Origin of the sequence: Janthinobacterium rivuli (assembly GCF_009208735.1) — a bacterium.
Taxonomy (GTDB): Bacteria; Pseudomonadota; Gammaproteobacteria; order Burkholderiales; family Burkholderiaceae_D; genus Janthinobacterium.
In genome coordinates this window covers 127,020-145,675 of record NZ_WFLJ01000015.1, presented here as the reverse complement: position 1 = coordinate 145,675, position 18,656 = coordinate 127,020, and the positions used below count along the sequence as shown (strand labels likewise).

Here is an 18,656-nt window from a genome sequence, read left to right as displayed (position 1 = left end):
TTTAGGCTTATTTTTAAAAATACTTAAAAAATTATCGACGTCAGCCTGACGGATTACCGGTGTTCATGTAGTTGTTGACGGCGGCGAATCGCAGAACTTTAGGGCTATTTGAAAATATTTTTAAAAATCGTGATTTTTTTCGTTGACGCCCCGCAAGCGGACATTTTTTCGCCGCCTTTTCTGCCGGAAAGCGCGCCGTGCAGCGGGGATTTGCTACACTGCCACTTCCGCGTGATACTTTAAGCCTCAAGCAATATCATGCCATCCAGACAAGCATCACCATGAAAGCCACCATGATTTCTCGACAAGACTGCAGCGCGCGCGACCTCGACGATCCCCTGGCGCCCTTGCGCCAGCAATTCGACTTGCCGCAAGGCGTAATTTACCTCGATGGCAATTCCCTGGGCGCACGACCGAAAGCGGCTCTGGCCCGCGCCCAGCACGTCATCACGGCCGAATGGGGCACCGACCTGATCCGCAGCTGGAATACGGCGGGCTGGTTCGACCTGCCCAAGCGCCTGGGCGACCGCCTGGCACCGCTGCTCGGCGCGCACACGGGTGAAGTGGTGATCACCGACACCACTTCCGTCAACCTGTTCAAGGCGCTGGCCGCCGCCCTGCAGATGCAGGCCAGCGACCCGGTCCATGCGGCGCGACGCATCATCGTCAGCGAACGCAGCAACTTCCCCACCGACCTGTACATGGCGCAAGGCCTGGCCGCCTGGCTCGACCGCGGCTACCAGCTGCGCCTGGTCGACAGCCCGGACGACCTGGCGCACGCCATCGATGCCGAGTGCGCCGTCGCCATGCTCACGCACGTCAACTACCGCACCGGCTACCAGCACGACATGGCCGCCATCAGCAGCCATTGCCACGCGCAGGGCGCGCTGGCGCTGTGGGACCTGGCCCACTCGGCTGGCGCCGTGCCGCTGGACCTGAACGGCGCAGGCGCCGATCTGGCCGTCGGCTGCACCTATAAATACCTGAATGGCGGTCCCGGCTCGCCCGCCTTCATCTGGGTGCCGGCAAAGCACCAGGCGCGCTTCCGCCAGCCTTTGTCCGGCTGGTGGGGCCACGCCACGCCGTTCGCCATGGACCCGGGCTTCGCGCCCGCCGATGGCATCGCCCGCGCCCTGTGCGGCACGCAGCCCATCGTCTCGCTGGCCCTGGTCGAATGCGGCCTGGAGATCTTTGCGCAAACAAGCATGGAAGCCATCCGCCGCAAGTCGCTGGCCCTGACCGATTTGTTCATCGCGCTGGTGGAACAGCGCTGCGCCAGCCATCCGCTGGGCCTCGTCACGCCGCGCGAGCATGCGCGGCGCGGCAGCCAGGTGAGCTTCACGCACCCGCACGGCTATGCCGTGATGCAGGCGCTGATCGCGCGCGGCGTGATCGGCGACTACCGCGAACCGGCCATCATGCGTTTCGGCTTCACGCCCCTGTACACGAGCTTTGCCGACGTGTGGGATGCCGTGGAAATCCTGCGCGACATCTTCGACACGCAAGCCTACGACATCGCCGCCAAGCGCGATGCGGTCACCTGAACCACCCCATGAGCGACGACAAGAATATGAACAAGGAAAACACCAGCGGCTGCCCCATGCATGCAGGCGGCCTGGATGCGCAGTGGCATGGCGCGCAGATGGATTTCAGCGAATCGATGAGCTACGGCAATTACCTGGCGCTGGACCGCATCCTGACGGCCCAGCATCCGCTGTCGCCGAACCACAACGAGATGCTGTTCATCGTGCAGCACCAGACGAGCGAGTTGTGGATGAAGCTGATGCTGCACGAGATGCACGCCGTGCGCGCCAACCTGCAAAGCGGCGACCTGGCCCCCGCCTTCAAGATGCTGGCCCGCGTGGCGCGCATCATGGATCAACTGGTGCATGCCTGGGACGTGCTGGCCACTATGACGCCGCCCGAATACACGGCCATCCGCCCTTACCTGGGCGCCTCGTCCGGCTTCCAGTCCTTCCAGTACCGCGAGATAGAATTCATCCTGGGGAACAAGAACGCCGCCCTGCTCAACGTGCATACGACGGCGCCGGAAACCTATGCGGTGCTCGACGCCGCCCTGCGCGCGCCGTCCGTCTACGATGAAGCCATCAAGCTGCTGGCGCGCAGCGGTTTGCCCATCTCCGCCGAGCGCCTGGACGCCGACTGGACCCTGCCGACCGCCTCCGACGCCTCGGTCAAGGCGGCGTGGCTGGAAGTCTACCGCGACCCGTCGAAACACTGGGCCCTGTACGAACTGGCCGAAAAGCTGGTGGACCTGGAAACGGCCTTCCGCTTCTGGCGCTTCCGCCATGTGACGACGGTGGAGCGCATCATCGGCTTCAAGACGGGCACCGGCGGCACCGCAGGGGTGAGCTATTTGCGCAAGATGCTCGACGTGGTATTGTTCCCGGAGCTGTTCGCCCTGCGCACGGAGTTATAACCTCAAGGAGCATCGATGTCGCCTCTCGTCCTGACCCTGGCCGGCCTGTGGAATTCCGGGCCGCAGCATTGGCAAACCCATTGGGAAGCGCGCCACCCGCAATGGTCGCGCGTGCCGCACCGGGAATGGCAGACGCCGGACAAGGACGAATGGGTGGCGGAGCTCGACCGCGCCATCGCCGCCTGCGAGCGCCCGCCCGTGCTGGCGGCGCACAGCCTGGCCTGCACGCTGGTGGCCCATTGGGCGGCCAGCGGCTCGCCGCACAAGATCGCCGGCGCCTTCCTCGTCGCCCCCAGCGACGTGGAGGCGTCTTCCTACCCGGCCGGCACGACGGGCTTTGCGCCCATGCCGCTGCAAGCCTTGCCGTTTCCCAGCCTGGTGGTGGCCAGCGGCGACGATCCCTACGTCAGCTTCGCGCGCGCACGCGCGTTTGCCGCCGCCTGGGGCAGCGATTTCACCATGATCGGCGACGCCGGCCATATCAATGGCGACGCCGGCTACGGTCCCTGGCCGGACGGCGAACAGCTGCTGCTGGATTTCTGCGCCGCGCACCAGCCCTGAACCAGGGGTGCGCATGCGCACACGATAGACGCGCGCGCATTTGCCCACAAGTAAGAACGCAGGCAGAATCGTGGCCTTTCCATTGCGGCGCCCCGGCGCCAGGCTCACGATGAAACATCCGTTCTTGCCAGTTCTCCTGCCCTTGCTGCTTTGCTCCGCCCTCGCCCACGGCGCGCCGTTCTACGAAGGCAAGAGCCTCGCCCATCCCGCCATCCACGCCGCGCAGGACAGCGGGCTTGACGTCGCCTTCCTCAAGGAAAAGGATGGCGTCAACGGCTATTACTGCGAGTGCACGAGCAGCAGTTCGAAAACCTTCCAGCTCGACCAGTTCGGCAACGCCGTCATCCGCTCCGTCTTCTACGCGTCGCTGGACAAGGAGTCGGACAGCAGCGTGCAAACCATGCTGGTGCTGTTCCGCCAGGGCGACAGGAACGGCCTGCGCGCCTACCGCTACCATCGCGGCTCCGGCAAGTACCGGCGCCTGGACGGCTTGCAGCCGGCACTGAACCGCATCGCTGCGCAGGGCGGCTCTCCCAACGCGGGAACGGTCAAGGCGGCGCTGGCGAAACTGGCGCCGATGGACTACAGCGTCCCGCGCGGCAAGAGCGGCAATGCGGACTTCGACGCCATCGACCATACGCAAGGCACCATCGTCGGCTACTACAGCGATGAAGGCAAGCCCGTGGCCGGTGCCGGCAAGGAGGCCATCACCTACAAGAAAACCTTCCAGAAAAAAGGCGACCATTACCTGACGGCCAGCTACACCCTGTACAGCGACGCGGGCGCCGGCATCCTGCCCAATTACCGGCTGTGGCAAGTGACGTGGGAAACGGCACCGCAGCAATTCACGGGCAGCGAAGACGGCCCTTCCGTCCTCTACAGCCTGGCCTGGGACGACGGCTCGGTGGTCGAGCGGGGCCAGTACGTGAAGGGCAAGCGCCAGGGACTGTGGGTGCGCGAGGGCATGCATGAAGGCAGCGAGAAAGGCCATTACGTCAACGGCCTGCAGGAAGGCATGTGGCACTTCGACTACCCAAAACAGAGCGAGAGCGGCATGTACCGGGCCGGCAAGCGCGAAGGCCGCTGGACCGTCCTCAATTATGCCGACGAGGACGAGGTGACGGGTTTCGATACCTACGCCGGCGGCCAATTGAACGGCCCGCACGAACGCCGCATGGGCGGCAAGCTGCAAACGCGCGGCACCTACGTGAACGGCACGCGTCACGGCGCATGGATCACGGAAGACGGCGAAGGCAGCTTCATCGACGGCTTGCGCGACGGGCCGTGGAAGCTCAAGCTCAAGGACAAGGTCACGCAAAGCGTCACTTTCGTCAAAGGCAAGAAGCAGGGCGAGGCCCTCGACACGGATGCGCAAGGCGCGCTGCGCGTGCGCGACCACTACCAGGCCGGCGTGCTCGAAGGCAGCCGCACGCGCTACCTTGGCCCGGCCGGCAAGGAATACGTGGTCTACACGGCCACCTACCGCAACGGCCAGCTGGACGGGCGCGAACAGGCGTTCGACGACAGCGGCAAGATCCTGCGTCTCGATACGCTGTGGGACAACGGCAAGAAGCAGGGCCTCGACGCGCGCTACTACCCGAACGGCAAGCCGGAACGCCTGGCCGTCATCGACCAGGGCCGCCTGCTCACGCACCTGCGCGAATACTATGAAGACGGCCAGCTGCTCAACGACATCCACCGCTGCACCTTCAAGGAGTACGGAAGCACGCGCGACGACGTGTGCGAGTACCACCACATGTACTACCCGGATGGCAAGCCGCAGTACTACTACGCCTTCCAGTACGGCCAGCGCCAGGAAGGCTATTCGAACTACCCGAACGGCAAGCGCAAGGACGAACTGCTGGTCGACCGCGCCGCCGACACCTCCGTCTTCAACGCGTATTACGAAAGCGGCCAGCTCAAATGCACGGAGCCGCGCAGCGGCCACAGCACGCGCACGGTGAATGGCCAGACCATGATCAGCTATGCGTCGGCCGACCGCGATGGCGACAATATCTGCTACCATCCGAACGGCAAGGTGGCCAGCATCTACACCTTCCGCAAGCGCGTGCTCGTGGAATGCGGCAAGCGCTACGATGACACGGGCAAGCAGACGTTCCCGGGGCCGGAAGGCTGCCCGCCCCCCAGGCAAGTAGACTATCCGATAGGACTGTGACCATGACGCAAACAGGACAGCCGCTGTGCATCCAGAACCCCGAACGCATCGACGCCGCGGCGATCCGCGCCGCCATCGCGGGCGGCCAGCAGGTGCTGGTGCAGTTCAATACCCTGGCCGAGCCGGAGCCGCTGCTGGCCGACCTCGACGCCCTGGCCGCCACCTGCGGCACGGCGCTGACCATCCGCATCTACGGTTACGACCCGAGGGTGTTCGATGCCCGCATCCTGCGCGCGCTGCCGCATGTGGCCAGCCTGTCCATCGACTGCCACCGCAACGCCCTGTATCTGGAAACACTGGGCGAGCTGCGCCACCTCAAGCGCCTGAGCCTGGGCGTGTACGAGCTGGCGCAAGCCGACATCCTGCAACTGGAGAATTTGCGCGGCCTCGAATACCTGAACCTGGGCGAGTCGGCCAAGAACAATATCGACCTGGCGCCCCTGCGCCACTATACGCACCTGGCCAGCCTGGTCATCGAGGGCCATCACCAGCATATCGACACCCTGGCCGGCCTGCCGGCGCTGCACGAGCTGTCGCTGTACCGCATCAAGAACAAGGTGCCGCTCGATTTCATCTCGGAGATGGCCCGTCTGGACAGGCTGCTGTTGCAGCTGGGCGGCCGCGAATCGCTCGCCCACATCGAGGCGCCGCTGTTGAGGAAACTGGAAGTGATACGCGTGCGCGGCCTGGAAACGCTGGGCGACATCGGCCGCTTCCCCTTGCTGCAGGCGCTATGGGTGGAAGACCAGATCAAGCTGCGGCAGATCGCGCTGGGGCCCAATCCCGTGCTCGAACGCCTGAATCTGCACACCTGCAAGACGCTCGACAGCCTGCCCGGCCTCGCCGCCCTGCCCGCCCTGCGCCAGTTGTCGGCGTCCGAGACCATGCTCGACATCGACGCCTTGCTGGCGCATGGCCTGCCCGCGTCCCTGACGCATGCGCGCCTGCGCACCGGCAAAAAAACACGCGACGACGCCATCGCCGCGCAGCTGGCGCAACTGGGCTACGAACCGGCACGCCCTGGCTGAAATCAGCGGCCGGCCGCCAGCTTGCGCTGCCACAGCGCCACGTCGATCATCACGCCATCGGCTCCCGTGTTGCGGATGTAGACGCGGTAGCTGCCCTGCCCCATGTCGCCATCGAGGTAAGCCGTGCGCTCATTGCGCTGCAGCCGGGCGCCCTTGGCCAGCTGGCGGTAGCGTTCCACCACCGTATCGAAACTGGCGTAACTGCGCAGCGCCACTTCCAGGTCGCGCGGCGGACGGCCCTCGGCATGGTCCAGCACATTGTTCTGCTTCTTGCCCTTGAGCGTGAGCGGATAGGCGAACACGCCGGCGCCGGCCGACGTCAGCACCGTGGATTTATCGAGCAGCAGCGGCAGCAGCGCCGGCGGATAGGCTGGCGGCAACTGGGCGCGGTTCCAGCCCGGCAGGGCCGGCTGCGCCAGCACATACTCGACGCTGGCGATCTTCTGCCCGTCGGCGCCCGCTTCCTTGTCGCCCGCGATCAGCGCCAGCATGGGCGGCAATTGCCGGGCCCAGGCCAGCAAGGGCGCCGCTTCGCCAACCAGCATGCCCTTGCGGTGGAACACCGTCAGCACCGCATTCGGATCAGGATTGCAGACTTTCGCCAGCGGCTGTCCCTCCAGGCGGCAATGCCCGTTGACCAGGCCAAAGGCGATGATGGCGCCGCGCTTGTCGAGCAGCATGGCGCCCCGTTCGCGGCCCTGTTTGCGGTCATTCATCGACGCCAGCAACTGGCGGCCATCGGCCAGCACGGTGCGCGTGGCGTCGCGCCTTTCGCTGATCGCTTCGAGCGCCTGCGCCAGCAGCAGCTCATCGTCTTCCGTATAGCTGCCACGCGCGTAACCGAAGAAATCGAACAGGGCCGCGCGCACTTGCGGCGCTTCGCTCAGGCGCGGCAAGGGGCCTCCGGTCAGCAGGGAAGACAGGCTTTTGCCGGCCGGCGCCGAGGGTGCCGCGGTGGCGCCGGCCGGCGGGGAAAGGACGCAAGCCGCGGCCAGCAAGACGCCGCCCAGGGTGCGGTGATTCGAAAAAATGATATGCATGATTCTGTCTGTCGGGGATTTGGCCGCCATGGCGGCCACGCATGACGCGCTGGCGATTCTAGCATGGCGCCAGCCCCCATGCGGCGCGCCTGGCGGACGGCGCGTGCGCCGGTGCGGCTGTTATGATGGCCGCAATGACGATCTCTCCTCCCGCCGCCACACTGCTTGTCCTCCTGCCCGGCATGGATGGCACGGCACGGCTGTTCCACCGCTTTGACGCCGCCTTGCGCGCGCAAGGCGCCATCGACACCCAGGCCATCGCCTATCCGGCCGCGCCGCTCGACTATGCGGCCCTGGAAGCGTTCGTGCGCGAGCGCCTGCCGCAGGGCCGTCCTTTCGTCGTGCTGGCCGAATCGTTTTCAGGACCGCTGGGCGCCGCCCTGCGCGCCGATCCGCCGCCCGGCATGCGCGCCCTGATCCTGTGCTGTTCGTTCGTGCGCAATCCGCGCCCGATGCTCGCGCCGCTGCGCCACCTGCTCGGCCTTGTGCCCTTTGGCGCCATGCCCGGCTTCGCCCTGCGCCAGGCGCTGCTGGCGCCCTGCGCCACGCCGCAACTGCAAGCGGAACTGGCGGCCGCGCTGGCACACGTGCCGCCCAACGTGCTGCGCCAGCGCCTGCGCGCCGTGCTGGAAACGGACGCCTCGCGCAGCTTCGCGCGCGGCAGCCTGCCCGTGCTGTATCTGCGCGCCCGCCACGACCGCCTGGTGCCGCCCGCGAACGCCGTGCATATACTGCGGCAGGCAGCGGGCGCGCAGCTGGTCGACATCGCCGCGCCGCATATGCTGCTGCAGGCGGCGCCGGAAGCGGCAGCCGACGCCGTCGCCGCCTTTCTCGCGGGCCTGTCAGCCGCGCAGGTATCCGCTTAAACGGGCGCTGGCCAGCACCGCCAACCAGCTCATGCCGCCCGACAGCACGCTGAAGTAGATGGCCCGCAACGGATGGTGGGGCAGCAGGTACGCGAGGACGGCCGCGCCCAGCAGACCGCACAGCGCAGGCTTCCACCAGCCGGGCGGCAGCAGCGCCAGCAACAGATTCGTGCCCGCATACACGTAAAACACCAGCAGCAGGGCCAGGCCGCCGGCCACGCCGCGCGAGCCGAGGCTGCCGAACAGCTGCGTGTACAAATAAAACCCCAGCCAGCTCAATGCGATAAACAGCAGGCAGCCCAGCGCATGCGCGCCCAGGCCGGCCATCAGGCGAATTTTCATGCTCCCCCTTAAAGAAAAAGCCGGCCCTTTCACGAGGAAAGGGCCGGCCCTAATGCCTCAGCCGCCGTATCGGATTACGCTTGGCCTCGACGGCCCCGCTAATCCGATCTACGCACTGACAACAAAGCGTTTACTTCGCCGAATTGAGCAGCAATTCGTTGAGGCGTTTCACGAAGCTGGCAGGGTCGGCCAGCGAACCGCCTTCGGCCAGCATGGCCTGGTCGAACAGGATGTTGGCCCAGTCGCCGAACTTGCCGCCTTCCGCGTCTTCATACTTCAAACGCGTCACCAGCGGGTGGTTCGGATTGATTTCCAGGATAGGCTTCGATTCCGGCGCGCTCTGGCCAGCAGCTTTGAGCATGCGCAACAGGTTGCCCGACAATTCGTTTTCATCGGCCACCAGGCAGGCTGGCGAATCGGTCAGGCGGAACGTGACGCGCACGTCCTTGGCCTTGTCGGCCAATACCGTCTTCATCTTGCCCACCAGGTCGGCGTACGAGGTTTCCGTTTCTTCGTGCTCTTTCTTTTCCGCTTCGTCTTCCAGCGCGCCCAGGTCCAGGCCGCCCTTGGCGACGGAGACCAGTTCCTTGCCTTCGAAGTCCTGGATAAACGACAGCATCCATTCATCGACGCGGTCCGTCAGCAGCAGCACTTCGACGCCCTTCTTGCGGAAGATTTCCAGGTGCGGGCTGTTCTTGGCGGCGGCGTAGTTGTCGGCCGTGACGTAATAGATCTTGTCCTGGCCTTCCTTCATGCGCGCCACATAGTCGGCGAACGAGGTGATTTGCTCGTCGCCGTCGTTGGCCGTCGAGGCAAAGCGCAGCAGCTTGGCCAGGCGTTCCTTGTTGGCCGCGTCTTCGCCGATGCCTTCCTTCAGCACCTGGCCGAATTCCTTCCAGAAGACGGCGTACTTGTCCTTCTTGTCCTGCTCGTCCGCATTCGCCAGTTCTTCCAGCATGCCCAGCACGCGCTTGGTCGAGCCTTCGCGGATCACCTTGACGTCGCGCGATTCCTGCAGGATTTCACGCGACACGTTCAGCGGCAGGTCGGCCGAATCGATCACCCCGCGCACGAAGCGCAGGTAGGTCGGCATCAGCTGCTCGGCATCGTCCATGATGAAGACGCGCTTGACGTACAGCTTGATGCCGCCGCGCTTGTTGCGGTCCCACATGTCGAACGGCGCCTTGGCCGGGATGTACAGCAGCTGCGTGTATTCGCTGCGGCCTTCGACGCGGTTGTGCGTGTGCGTGAGCGGCGACTGGAAGTCGTGCGACACGTGCTTGTAAAATTCGTCGTACTGTTCCGGCGTGATGTCGGCCTTGTTGCGGGCCCACAGGGCGCTGGCCTGGTTGACGGTTTCGAATTCGTCTTTCAGGACGGTTTCTTTTTTCTCGTCGTCCCACTCTTCCTTCTGCATCACGATCGGCAGCGAGATATGGTCCGAGTATTTGCGGATGATGGACTTGATCTTCCAGCTCGACAGCAATTCGTCCTCGCCTTCGCGCAGGTGCAGGATGATGTCGGTGCCGCGCGACGGCTTGTCGATGGTCTCGATGCTGTAATCGCCTTCGCCGGCCGATTCCCAGCGCACGCCCTCGGAGGCGTCCGCGCCGGCGCGGCGCGTTTCGACGGTGATCTTGTCGGCGACGATGAAGCCCGAATAGAAGCCCACGCCGAACTGGCCGATCAGGGCCGCGTCCTGCTGCTGGTCGCCCGACAGCTTGCCGAAGAATTCCTTGGTGCCCGACTTGGCGATGGTGCCCAGGTGCGAGATCGCCTCGTCGCGGGTCATGCCGATGCCGTTGTCGGAAATGGTGATGGTGCGCGCATCCTTGTCGAAGCTGACCTTGATCTTCAATTCGTGATCGTTGCCGTACAGGGCGTCGTTATCGATCGCTTCGAAGCGCAATTTGTCGGCCGCGTCGGACGCGTTCGAGATCAATTCGCGCAGGAAGATTTCCTTGTTCGAGTACAGGGAATGGATCATCAGGTGCAGCATTTGCTTCACTTCGGTCTGAAAACCCAGGGTTTGCTTTTCGGAGACAGCCATTTTTACCTCATAGTCTTGTGGATGGGACGGATGCTACGGAGTTGGGGATGGTACAAGCGATTTCAAGAGCCCCGCCGAATGTCATGGAATGTCCAGTTTAACCCAGAGCGCGGCCGAAAAAGTCCCAGACCCGCTGGTCCTGCACCGTGGCCAGGTTCAGGCGCATGCGGGTCGACGGCAACTGGCGCGGCGAGAACAGGCTGCCCGGCGCCAGCACCAGCCCCTCGGCCAGCGCCTTCTCGGCCAGTACATTCGTGTCGCAGCCCGCATCGGCCCACACGAACATGCCGGCCGGCGCCGGATCGAAGCGCAGGCCGGCCCGCTCGGCGCGGCGATACGTGCCCTCGCGCACCTTGTCGAGCCGCGCGCGCAGGCGCTCGGCATGCTTGCGGTACAGCCCCTGCGAGAGGATCTTGTACACCACGCGTTCGCCGATGTCGCTGGTGGTGAGCGTTGCCAGCATCTTGCGGTCGGCCAGGCGCTGCGCCCATTCCATTGAGGTGGCGATGAAGCCCACGCGCAGGTTGGCCGACAGGCTCTTGGAAAAACCGCCCAGGTAAATCACGCGCCGCAGTTGGTCCAGCGCGGCCAGGCGCGTGGCCGGCTGCACCGCGCCGCCCGGATGCATGTCGCAATAGATGTCATCCTCGACGATCAGGAAATCGTGCTGTTCGGCCAGGCGCAGCACCTGGAAGGCCTTGGCCGCCGACAGCGACGTCGAACTGGGATTGTGCAGCACCGAATTGATCACGTACAGTTTGGGACGGTGCAGCGCCGCCAGCTCGGCCAGCACGGCGATATCGGGGCCGTCGGCCAGGCGCGGGATACCGATGACGTGCATGCCCATGGCGGCAAAGGCGCCGAACATCAGCCAGTACGCGGGATCGTCGACGAAAATGGTCTCGCCGGGGCGCGCAAACTCGCGCGCCACCAGGTCCAGCGCCTGCATCACGCCCACCGTGGTGACGATCTGCTCGGGCGGACAGGTGATTTCCAGCCCCGCCAGTTTCAGCTCCAGCTGCTGGCGCAGCGGCAGGAAACCCTGCGGCGCGCCGTAGCCCAGCAGCAAACTGCCGGGCTGGCGGCTGACGTCGCGCAAGGCGCGCGCCACCAGGTCGCCATCGAGCCACTCGGCGGGCAGCATACCGCTGCCCGGCGCGGGGATGGCGGGCGTCTGGCGGAACATGTTGCGGATCAGCCACACCACGTCCATCGGCTGCGCCGCCGCATCCTGCGCGCCAGCCGGCGGCGCCGGCGTGTTCAGGGGCGAGCGCTCGCGCACGAAAAAGCCGGCGCCGCGCCGCGATTCCAGGTAGCCGCGCGCCACCAGCTTGTCATAGCTGGCCACCACCGTGGCGCACGACACCGCCAGGCTGGCGGCGCACTGGCGGATCGAGGGCATGCGCGCGCCGCCGCGCAGCAGCTTGTCGTCGATGCGCGCGGCCAGCGAGCGCGCGATCTGGTCGATCAGGGTTTCGCCCGAGGCACGCGACAACAAAGGGAGTGTATTGCTCATATGACCATGACAGTATGTGAGATTATGCGTCGAAGTGTATTTGTACTGTACTGCTATTCATCTCTAGGATAGCAGTACGGGGCGGATTGTTCCAGCCCGCCCCCAGACCCAGCCACCCGCACCAGGACAGCCATGCCATCGCCCGCCACCACTTCCCCCAGTTCTCCCCTGCGCCTCGGCGCCGACCGCACAGGCCTGTTGCTGGGCTTGATCGCCGTCGCCCTCTTCAGTCTGACACTACCCTTTACGCGGCTGGCCGTGGCCGAACTCGACCCCACCTTTGTCGCCCTGGGGCGCGCCCTGGTGGCTGCCTGCCTGGCCGGCCTGTGGCTATGGCAGCAGCGCGCGCCCATGCCGCGCCGCGAACAATGGCTGCCGCTGGCGCTCGTCTCGCTGGGCTGCGTGCTGGGCTTCCCCTGGCTGACGTCGATCGCCATGCGCAGCCTGCCCGCCTCGCACGGCGCCGTGCTGGTCGGCATCCTGCCGCTGGCCACCGCCGTGTTTGCTGTACTGCGCGGCAAGGAACGCCCTTCCGCGGGCTTCTGGCTGATGGCCCTGCTCGGCACGGCGCTGGTGGTGGCCTTCGCGCTGCGCCAGGGCGGCGGCAGCTTCCACCTGGCCGACTGGCTGATCTTTGCCGCCGTGCTGCTGGCGGCACTCGGCTATGCCGAAGGCGGACGCCTGGCGCAAGCCATGCCGGGCCAGCACGTGATTTCCTGGGCGCTGCTGCTGGCCGTGCCATTTGTCTTTCCCGTGGTGCTGTGGAACGCCTGGCCACAGCGCGCGCTGATGGCGCAGGCCAGCGGCGCGGCCTGGCTGGGCTTTGCCTATATCTCCGTGTTTTCCATGTTTATCGGTTTCTTTTTCTGGTACCGGGGCATGGCGCTGGGCGGCGTGGCCCGCGTGGGACAGACGCAGCTGCTGCAGCCTTTCCTCACCCTGGTGGGCGCGGCCGTGCTGCTGCACGAGCCCTTGACCGGTGAAAGCCTGATGTTTGCCGGCGCCGTGATCGCCGTCGTGGCCATCGGACGCAAGCTGAAATAAGGCGCCCTGACGCCCAATTGCAACGCCCTTGCGCGTACGGATGGGCAGAGCGGCGTGCAAGTCGTACAATACCGCAGCACCATGGCGACGCCTATCCGGCGCCGCTTGCGCACGCACCGCCACAAGCGGGCCAACAAATCCAGCCGGCGCAGCTCGGCATCTTCTGTGAGACTCGTATGAAAATTGAAAATCCGAATCCGATCCAATGGCGCTTTGCCGAACGCGCGGAACAGCTGCAAAGCTCGTTCATCCGCGAAATCCTGAAGATCACGCAGCGTCCCGAGATCATCTCGTTTGCTGGCGGCCTGCCCTCGCCCGCCACCTTCCCCGTGGAAGAAATGAAGACCGCGTTCGACAAGGTGCTGTCGAACAATGGCAAGGTGGCCCTGCAATACGGCCCCACCGACGGCTACCTGCCGCTGCGCCAGTGGATCGCCGATTCCCTGTCCGCCAACGGCAGCACCATCCTGCCGGAACAAGTGCTGATGACGTCCGGCTCGCAGCAGGCGCTGGACTTGCTGGGCAAGGTGCTGATCGACGAAGGCAGCAAGGTTCTGGTGGAAACTCCCAGCTACCTGGGCGCGCTGCAGGCGTTTTCCGTCTACCGTCCCGAATTCGTTTCCGTCGATACCGATGACGAAGGCCTGGTGCCGTCGTCGATCAACCCCGTCGCCGATGGCGCGCGCCTGTTGTACGCGCTGCCGAACTTCCAGAACCCGACGGGCCGCAGCCTGTCCGTGGCGCGCCGCGTGGAACTGGTGGAAACCTGCGCCCGCCACGGCCTGCCGCTGATCGAGGATGATCCGTACGGCGCCCTGAGCTACAGCGGCGAGCCGTATCCGAAGATGATCAACATGAATCCGGACGGCGTGATCTACATGGGCTCGTTCTCGAAAGTGCTCACGCCCGGCATCCGCCTCGGCTATGTGGTGGCGCCGATGCCGCTGGTGCGCCGCCTGGAACTGGCCAAGCAGGCGGCCGACCTGCACACCTCGCAACTGACGCAGATGGTCGTGCACGAGGTCATCAAGGATGGCTTCCTGGACCGGCATATCCCGAGCATCCGCAGCCTGTACGGCAACCAGTGCCAGGCCATGCTGTCCGCGCTGGAAGAGCACTTCCCGGCCGGCGTCACGTGGACGAAACCGGAAGGCGGCATGTTCATCTGGGTCACCCTGCCGAAGCACATCGATGCGATGCAACTGCTCGATGAAGCCATCGCCAACAAGGTCGCCTTCGTGCCGGGCGCGCCGTTCTACGCGAACACGCCGGAAACGCACACCCTGCGCCTGTCGTTCGTGACGGTGCCGCCGGAACGCATCCGCGAAGGAATCGCCATCCTGGGCAAACTGATCGCCGCAAAAATGTAACTGCCCCCTCCATGCCCCGCCTGCCGCCCCTCCCGGCGCCAGGCGGGGCACGCGTCTTTTCCCCTTAAAAACCGCCTTCACGATAGCAACTGCGTGTATTTATTTTTAAAAATAACATAAAAATAATACTTTCCACCTCTTCCAACGTCGATTTTTTCACCCAAAAAATTGGCAAGGAGGTATGATTTGACCGCTGTATCAGATTTGACCCCGGTCAGCATCACCGAAAATGCAGCAAACGCTGGCATCGCAGAGTACATCGAGAAGGCCGGAAGCAATGAGTTCAGGCAGTGTGGGGCATTCCCAGCGGCGCGACGCCGCCATTTTGATTGTCGACGATGCGCCGGCCAACCTTGAGCTGCTGCGCAAGCTGATGAGCGAGCAAGGTTATCAAACCTATGTCGCCACGTCCGGCGAACGGGCGCTGGCGATCGCCCAGCGCGCCCATCCCGATCTGATCCTGCTCGACGTGCTGATGCCGGACATGGACGGCATCGAAACGTGCCGTCGCCTCAAGCAGCACCCGCTGACGCAGGGCATCCCCGTCATCTTCATGAGCGCCAAGACGGACACGGAAGACGTGGTGGCCGGCTTCGACTGCGGCGCCGTCGATTACATCAGCAAGCCGCTGCGCATGGCCGAAGTGTGTGCGCGCGTGCGCGCCCAGCTGCAAATCCGCAGCAACAATGAAACCCAGCAGGAACAGGCCGAGCGTCTGCGCACCATCGTCAACAACATGGCCGAGGGCTTGCTGATCATCGAAGCCGATGGCCGCATCCAGTACACCAACCCGGCCTGCGACCAGTACCTGGGCTACCGCGAAAACGAACTGGCCGGGCGCTTCATCGGCGAGTTGCTCAGTCCCCTGGTGACGCAGGAATACCTCGATTACTTCGCCATGTACGCAGCCAATCCGGAAAAGGCGCACAACCATGGCACGCGCGAAGTGGCGATCCGCCACCGCAACGGCGAGGCGCTGAGCATGGACCTGACCCTGACGCCCATGTACCTGCGCCAGCCCCTGTATATCGGCCTGCTGCACGACATCACCCACCACAAGCAGTCGGAAGACGCCTTGCAGCGCGCCGCCTACCTCGACCCGCTGACACAGATCGCCAACCGCCGGCATTTCGACAGCTTCCTGGAAAAGGAATGGCAGCGCGCCGTGCGCGCTAGCGGCACCCTGTCGCTGGTGGTGCTCGACGTCGACCACTTCAAGCTGTACAACGACAGCCTGGGCCACCCGGCCGGCGACAGCTGTCTGCAGCAGGTGGCGCAAGCCATCGCCTCGCACGCCGCCCGCCCGGGCGACCTGGCGGCACGCTACGGCGGCGAGGAATTCGTCATGCTGTTCGCCGACACGGATGCCGAAGGCGCACTGCACCTGGCCGCAGCCATCCGCGCGCACATCGAGTCACTGCAACTGCCGCACCCGAGATCGATCACCTCGCCGTGGATCACCGTCAGCATCGGCGTGGCGACCATCCGCCCGCACCAGCTGGACCAGCGCGAAGCGCTGTTCGTCGCCGCCGACCGCGCCCTGTACGAGGCCAAAGAAGCAGGCCGCAACCAGGTGCGCGTCACGCAGTCGGACAGCGCGTCCTGGGAAACGGTCAAGGCGTTGGTGTTACGTTAAGGATACGGCGAACCGGGAGTAGGCCCAAGTCACAAAAAAAGGCACCCCGGGCCAAGCGGGCCTGAAAAATGTCGAGGGCAAGGCGCAGCGACGCAGACAGTACGCAAGTACGGCAAGGAAGCTGCAACGCCGCCATCGGCATTTTCTCAGGCCCGCGTCTCCGGCCCGCCATTCTTAAAATTAATCAAAACTTACGTGACACGCTCAACTTTGCATTGCGCCCCACGCCGGTAACGGCTTCGCTCAAGTACGGCATGTAGTTGCGGTTGAAGACGTTGTCGACCGTCAGGCGCACTTCCGTGCCGCGCCAGATGCCCTGCCTGCCATTCCACGATGCGAACACGGTGTGCAGCGCATAGCCTTTCGACGGCGGCAAACGGTAGACACTCCCCACCGGCAGGACGCGCTCCTGCTTTGCCACGAAGCGGCCCTGCCAGCCGATGCTGGCGCCCAGGTCCGGCATGCGCCAGCCCAGGCCCGCCATCAATTTATCCGGCGCGATGGTCGACACGGGTTCATCCCGGCCCCACGGGTCGCGCTGGGAACCGGTGCGCGTGCCGCGCTGCTTCGACAGCGACGCGCTGGCAAACAGGCGCGGCGAGTTGTAATAGGACTCGACCTCCACGCCCTGCGTATGGAAACCGGCCAGGTTGCGGTAGGACGACAGGGCCGGCGGCACCTTGCCCGATCCCGGCACATAGCCTTCGATCAAAATGCCCAGGCGCGGGCCGATATTGTCGCTGACACGGTTGCGGTAGGCCGTCAGGCGCAGCTGCACGTCATCGCGCTCCATGAACACGTTCTGCCGGTGCAGCATGACGCCCGTGCGCGCGGCCGTCACGCGCTCGACGGCCAGCTCGCGGCTGGTGCCCGGCGTCGAGGATCCGAGCCTGGACGACACATAGTATTCATTCGAATACATCTCGTCGATCGTCGGCGCGCGCCAGGTGCGGCTCACGTCGCCGAACAAGGCCAGCGTGCCGGACGCCTTCCAGAACAGGCCCAGGCGGGGCGACCAGTCCGCGTGCACCTTCTCGCTGAAGTCATGGCCGGCCGCCGCCAGCGGGCTGTTGTAACGCGACGCCTTGTTCGGCACGCCCTCGGAGACGACCCGGTCGTGGCGCAGCGCCGCCGTCACCGTCAGGTCGCCAAACGTCATCGCATCCTGCAGATACAGGCCCGTGGTTTCCTGGCGCCCGGCCGGCATGTAATACGGCTGGAAGTAGCCATGGTTGTAGCTGGGGTCCTTCAGCGCCGTCGACGACGGGTAGTACATCAAGGTGTCGCGCACGTTCTTGTGCCATTGCAGGCCCGTTTGCAGCACGTGCGACACGGCGCCCGTGGCGAACACGCTTTCGTTGCGCACCTCCGCGATGCGGTCCACGTACGAAGCCCAGCTCTCGTTGCCCAGCGACCCCAGGTAGGAACCCGGCGAGACCGATGGCAGGCGCTTGTCATGCTGGTCCGTGTACGAATAGCCGGCGCTGGCCGTCAGCTTGATCCACGGATTATCCTGCGGCGCGTACTGCCACTTCACGGAATACGTGTCGTCGTCCTGGTCACGGTACACGGCCTTGCGCTGCCACGCCTCCTCCAGTCCATATTTTTTGATGTCCGCCTCGGTCGGCGTGGGCACGTCCTCGCCCATGGCGGCGAACGGGCCCCAGCCCGAGCTGCCGCTCCTCATCGCCGTCAGGGTCAAGAGCTGCTCCGGCGTCAGACGGATATTCAGCTTGGCCAGGCTCGATGGCGCATCGATGGCGGAAAAGCGGAACGGCTTGCCATCGGGCTTGCGCAAATCGTCGGACTTGCGCCGCGTGGTAAAGGCCATCGCATCGAAGCGGCCATCTTCCGTGCGGCCGTAGACGGCCACGGTGGCGTCATTTTCGCCATTGTTCGAGTGGCGCGAGTACTTGAGCATGGCGCCTGCTTTCTCGACCCCTTCCAGCAAGTCTTGCGCATCCTTGGTCTCGACCGTGATGACGCCGCCGAAGCCACCATTGCCATACAAGCTCGTATGTGCGCCCTTGTTCACCTCGATCTGCTTGATCAGTTCCGGTTCGATGAAGATGGAACCCTGGCGGTATTTCTCGAAGCCCTTGGGCACGCCATCGAGGATGACTTTCACGTCCTGCACTTTATTGAAGCCCCAGATATTGAGACTCTGGCCGCTGGGACGGGCCGTGCCGGCCAGGTCCACGCCGGGCAAGGTGTCGAGCAAGGACGCGACATTGTCGGCCTGCTGGCGTTCGATGTCGGCGCTGTTGATGTACGAGCGCCCGGCCGTGCCGGCGCTGATGGCGTCGCCAAACACGCTGATGGCGGGCATCTGCACGGCGTCAGCCTCGTCGGCCATCGCCGCAGCCCACGCATGGCCGTGCGCGCCGCCCAATGCCAGCGCCAGCGCGGCGGCCATCGGGGTCCATCCTTGTTTGCTGCTGCTCTTCATCGCTATCCTTGCCTGGGTCTGCTTACTTGATGCTTGTGGAATGAGAAAGCGCAGGGCAGAGAGGACAGGCTGGCACGATCAAGCGGCGGCGTTGAAGGAAGCGTTGCGGCGGAAGTCTGCCCGCGCGGACACGCCGCC

At 64.9% G+C, this 18,656-nt stretch carries 14 protein-coding genes; 9 read left to right on the top strand and 5 right to left on the bottom strand.

Annotated elements, in window-relative coordinates:
* The first annotated feature begins 293 nt into the window (after positions 1–293).
* From kynU to GCN78_RS20200, 5 genes are all read left to right on the top strand, one after another.
* A complete protein-coding gene (gene kynU, locus GCN78_RS20220) occupies positions 294–1,544 on the top strand; it encodes a kynureninase (RefSeq protein WP_152253296.1) in 1,251 nt (416 codons plus the stop codon).
* 8 nt (positions 1,545–1,552) lie between these two features.
* Positions 1,553–2,440: a tryptophan 2,3-dioxygenase gene (kynA, locus tag GCN78_RS20215; protein ID WP_152253295.1), complete on the top strand. Its 888-nt coding sequence runs from the start codon at positions 1,553–1,555 to the stop codon at positions 2,438–2,440.
* Between the two features lie 15 nt (positions 2,441–2,455).
* Positions 2,456–3,001, top strand: coding sequence for an RBBP9/YdeN family alpha/beta hydrolase (locus GCN78_RS20210; protein WP_152253294.1), 546 nt, complete (start codon positions 2,456–2,458; stop codon positions 2,999–3,001).
* A gap of 109 nt (positions 3,002–3,110) precedes the next feature.
* Positions 3,111–5,177, top strand: a complete 2,067-nt coding sequence (locus GCN78_RS20205; RefSeq protein WP_152253293.1) for a toxin-antitoxin system YwqK family antitoxin — start codon at positions 3,111–3,113, stop codon at positions 5,175–5,177.
* A 2-nt stretch (positions 5,178–5,179) separates the two neighbouring features.
* Complete coding sequence (locus tag GCN78_RS20200) at positions 5,180–6,205, top strand: leucine-rich repeat domain-containing protein (RefSeq protein ID WP_152253292.1); 1,026 nt, start codon at positions 5,180–5,182, stop codon at positions 6,203–6,205.
* 2 nt (positions 6,206–6,207) lie between these two features.
* Here GCN78_RS20200 and GCN78_RS20195 read toward each other — a convergent pair whose 3' ends face one another.
* On the bottom strand, positions 6,208–7,245 hold the full coding sequence (locus GCN78_RS20195) for a hypothetical protein (protein ID WP_152253291.1): 1,038 nt from the start codon (positions 7,243–7,245) through the stop codon (positions 6,208–6,210).
* A gap of 134 nt (positions 7,246–7,379) precedes the next feature.
* Between GCN78_RS20195 and GCN78_RS20190 the strand changes: the two genes are divergently transcribed.
* A complete protein-coding gene (locus tag GCN78_RS20190; protein ID WP_152253290.1) occupies positions 7,380–8,111 on the top strand; it encodes an alpha/beta fold hydrolase in 732 nt (243 codons plus the stop codon).
* Here the strand turns inward: GCN78_RS20190 and GCN78_RS20185 are convergent.
* From GCN78_RS20185 to GCN78_RS20175, 3 genes are all read right to left on the bottom strand, one after another.
* The gene (locus tag GCN78_RS20185) at positions 8,088–8,453 is read right to left on the bottom strand and encodes a hypothetical protein (RefSeq protein ID WP_152253289.1); all 366 of its coding nucleotides are present in this window, start codon (positions 8,451–8,453) and stop codon (positions 8,088–8,090) included. The genes GCN78_RS20190 and GCN78_RS20185 overlap by 24 nt on opposite strands.
* A 130-nt stretch (positions 8,454–8,583) precedes the next feature.
* Positions 8,584–10,503, bottom strand: a complete 1,920-nt coding sequence (gene htpG, locus GCN78_RS20180) for a molecular chaperone HtpG (protein ID WP_152253288.1) — start codon at positions 10,501–10,503, stop codon at positions 8,584–8,586.
* 97 nt (positions 10,504–10,600) lie between these two features.
* Complete coding sequence (locus GCN78_RS20175; protein WP_226939737.1) at positions 10,601–12,019, bottom strand: aminotransferase-like domain-containing protein; 1,419 nt, start codon at positions 12,017–12,019, stop codon at positions 10,601–10,603.
* Positions 12,020–12,151: 132 nt separating this feature from the next.
* On the opposite strand from GCN78_RS20175, the gene GCN78_RS20170 reads away from it, so the two are divergent.
* The 3 genes from GCN78_RS20170 to GCN78_RS20160 all read left to right on the top strand — a co-directional run bounded on the left by GCN78_RS20170 (position 12,152) and on the right by GCN78_RS20160 (position 16,069).
* Positions 12,152–13,063 (top strand): DMT family transporter, encoded by a 912-nt coding sequence (locus GCN78_RS20170; protein ID WP_152253287.1) that lies wholly within the window; start codon positions 12,152–12,154, stop codon positions 13,061–13,063.
* Between the two features lie 176 nt (positions 13,064–13,239).
* Entirely contained in the window at positions 13,240–14,433 is a 1,194-nt protein-coding gene (locus GCN78_RS20165; protein WP_152253286.1) for an aminotransferase-like domain-containing protein, read from the top strand.
* A gap of 277 nt (positions 14,434–14,710) precedes the next feature.
* On the top strand, positions 14,711–16,069 hold the full coding sequence (locus tag GCN78_RS20160; RefSeq protein ID WP_152253285.1) for a diguanylate cyclase: 1,359 nt from the start codon (positions 14,711–14,713) through the stop codon (positions 16,067–16,069).
* Between the two features lie 184 nt (positions 16,070–16,253).
* Here the strand turns inward: GCN78_RS20160 and GCN78_RS20155 are convergent, their stop codons facing one another.
* Positions 16,254–18,518: a TonB-dependent receptor domain-containing protein gene (locus tag GCN78_RS20155; RefSeq protein WP_152253284.1), complete on the bottom strand. Its 2,265-nt coding sequence runs from the start codon at positions 18,516–18,518 to the stop codon at positions 16,254–16,256.
* Positions 18,519–18,656 lie beyond the last annotated feature (138 nt).

Bases quoted from the DNA above. Each gene is read 5' to 3' on its own strand.
- kynU (WP_152253296.1), top strand. From the start codon at position 294: ATGATTTCTCGACAAGACTGCAGCGCGCGCGACCTCGACGATCCCCTG.
- kynA (WP_152253295.1), top strand. From the start codon at position 1,553: ATGAGCGACGACAAGAATATGAACAAGGAAAACACCAGCGGCTGCCCC.
- GCN78_RS20210 (WP_152253294.1), top strand. From the start codon at position 2,456: ATGTCGCCTCTCGTCCTGACCCTGGCCGGCCTGTGGAATTCCGGGCCG.
- GCN78_RS20205 (WP_152253293.1), top strand. From the start codon at position 3,111: ATGAAACATCCGTTCTTGCCAGTTCTCCTGCCCTTGCTGCTTTGCTCC.
- GCN78_RS20200 (WP_152253292.1), top strand. From the start codon at position 5,180: ATGACGCAAACAGGACAGCCGCTGTGCATCCAGAACCCCGAACGCATC.
- GCN78_RS20195 (WP_152253291.1), bottom strand. From the start codon at position 7,245: ATGCATATCATTTTTTCGAATCACCGCACCCTGGGCGGCGTCTTGCTG.
- GCN78_RS20190 (WP_152253290.1), top strand. From the start codon at position 7,380: ATGACGATCTCTCCTCCCGCCGCCACACTGCTTGTCCTCCTGCCCGGC.
- GCN78_RS20185 (WP_152253289.1), bottom strand. From the start codon at position 8,453: ATGAAAATTCGCCTGATGGCCGGCCTGGGCGCGCATGCGCTGGGCTGC.
- htpG (WP_152253288.1), bottom strand. From the start codon at position 10,503: ATGGCTGTCTCCGAAAAGCAAACCCTGGGTTTTCAGACCGAAGTGAAG.
- GCN78_RS20175 (WP_226939737.1), bottom strand. From the start codon at position 12,019: ATGAGCAATACACTCCCTTTGTTGTCGCGTGCCTCGGGCGAAACCCTG.
- GCN78_RS20170 (WP_152253287.1), top strand. From the start codon at position 12,152: ATGCCATCGCCCGCCACCACTTCCCCCAGTTCTCCCCTGCGCCTCGGC.
- GCN78_RS20165 (WP_152253286.1), top strand. From the start codon at position 13,240: ATGAAAATTGAAAATCCGAATCCGATCCAATGGCGCTTTGCCGAACGC.
- GCN78_RS20160 (WP_152253285.1), top strand. From the start codon at position 14,711: ATGAGTTCAGGCAGTGTGGGGCATTCCCAGCGGCGCGACGCCGCCATT.
- GCN78_RS20155 (WP_152253284.1), bottom strand. From the start codon at position 18,518: ATGAAGAGCAGCAGCAAACAAGGATGGACCCCGATGGCCGCCGCGCTG.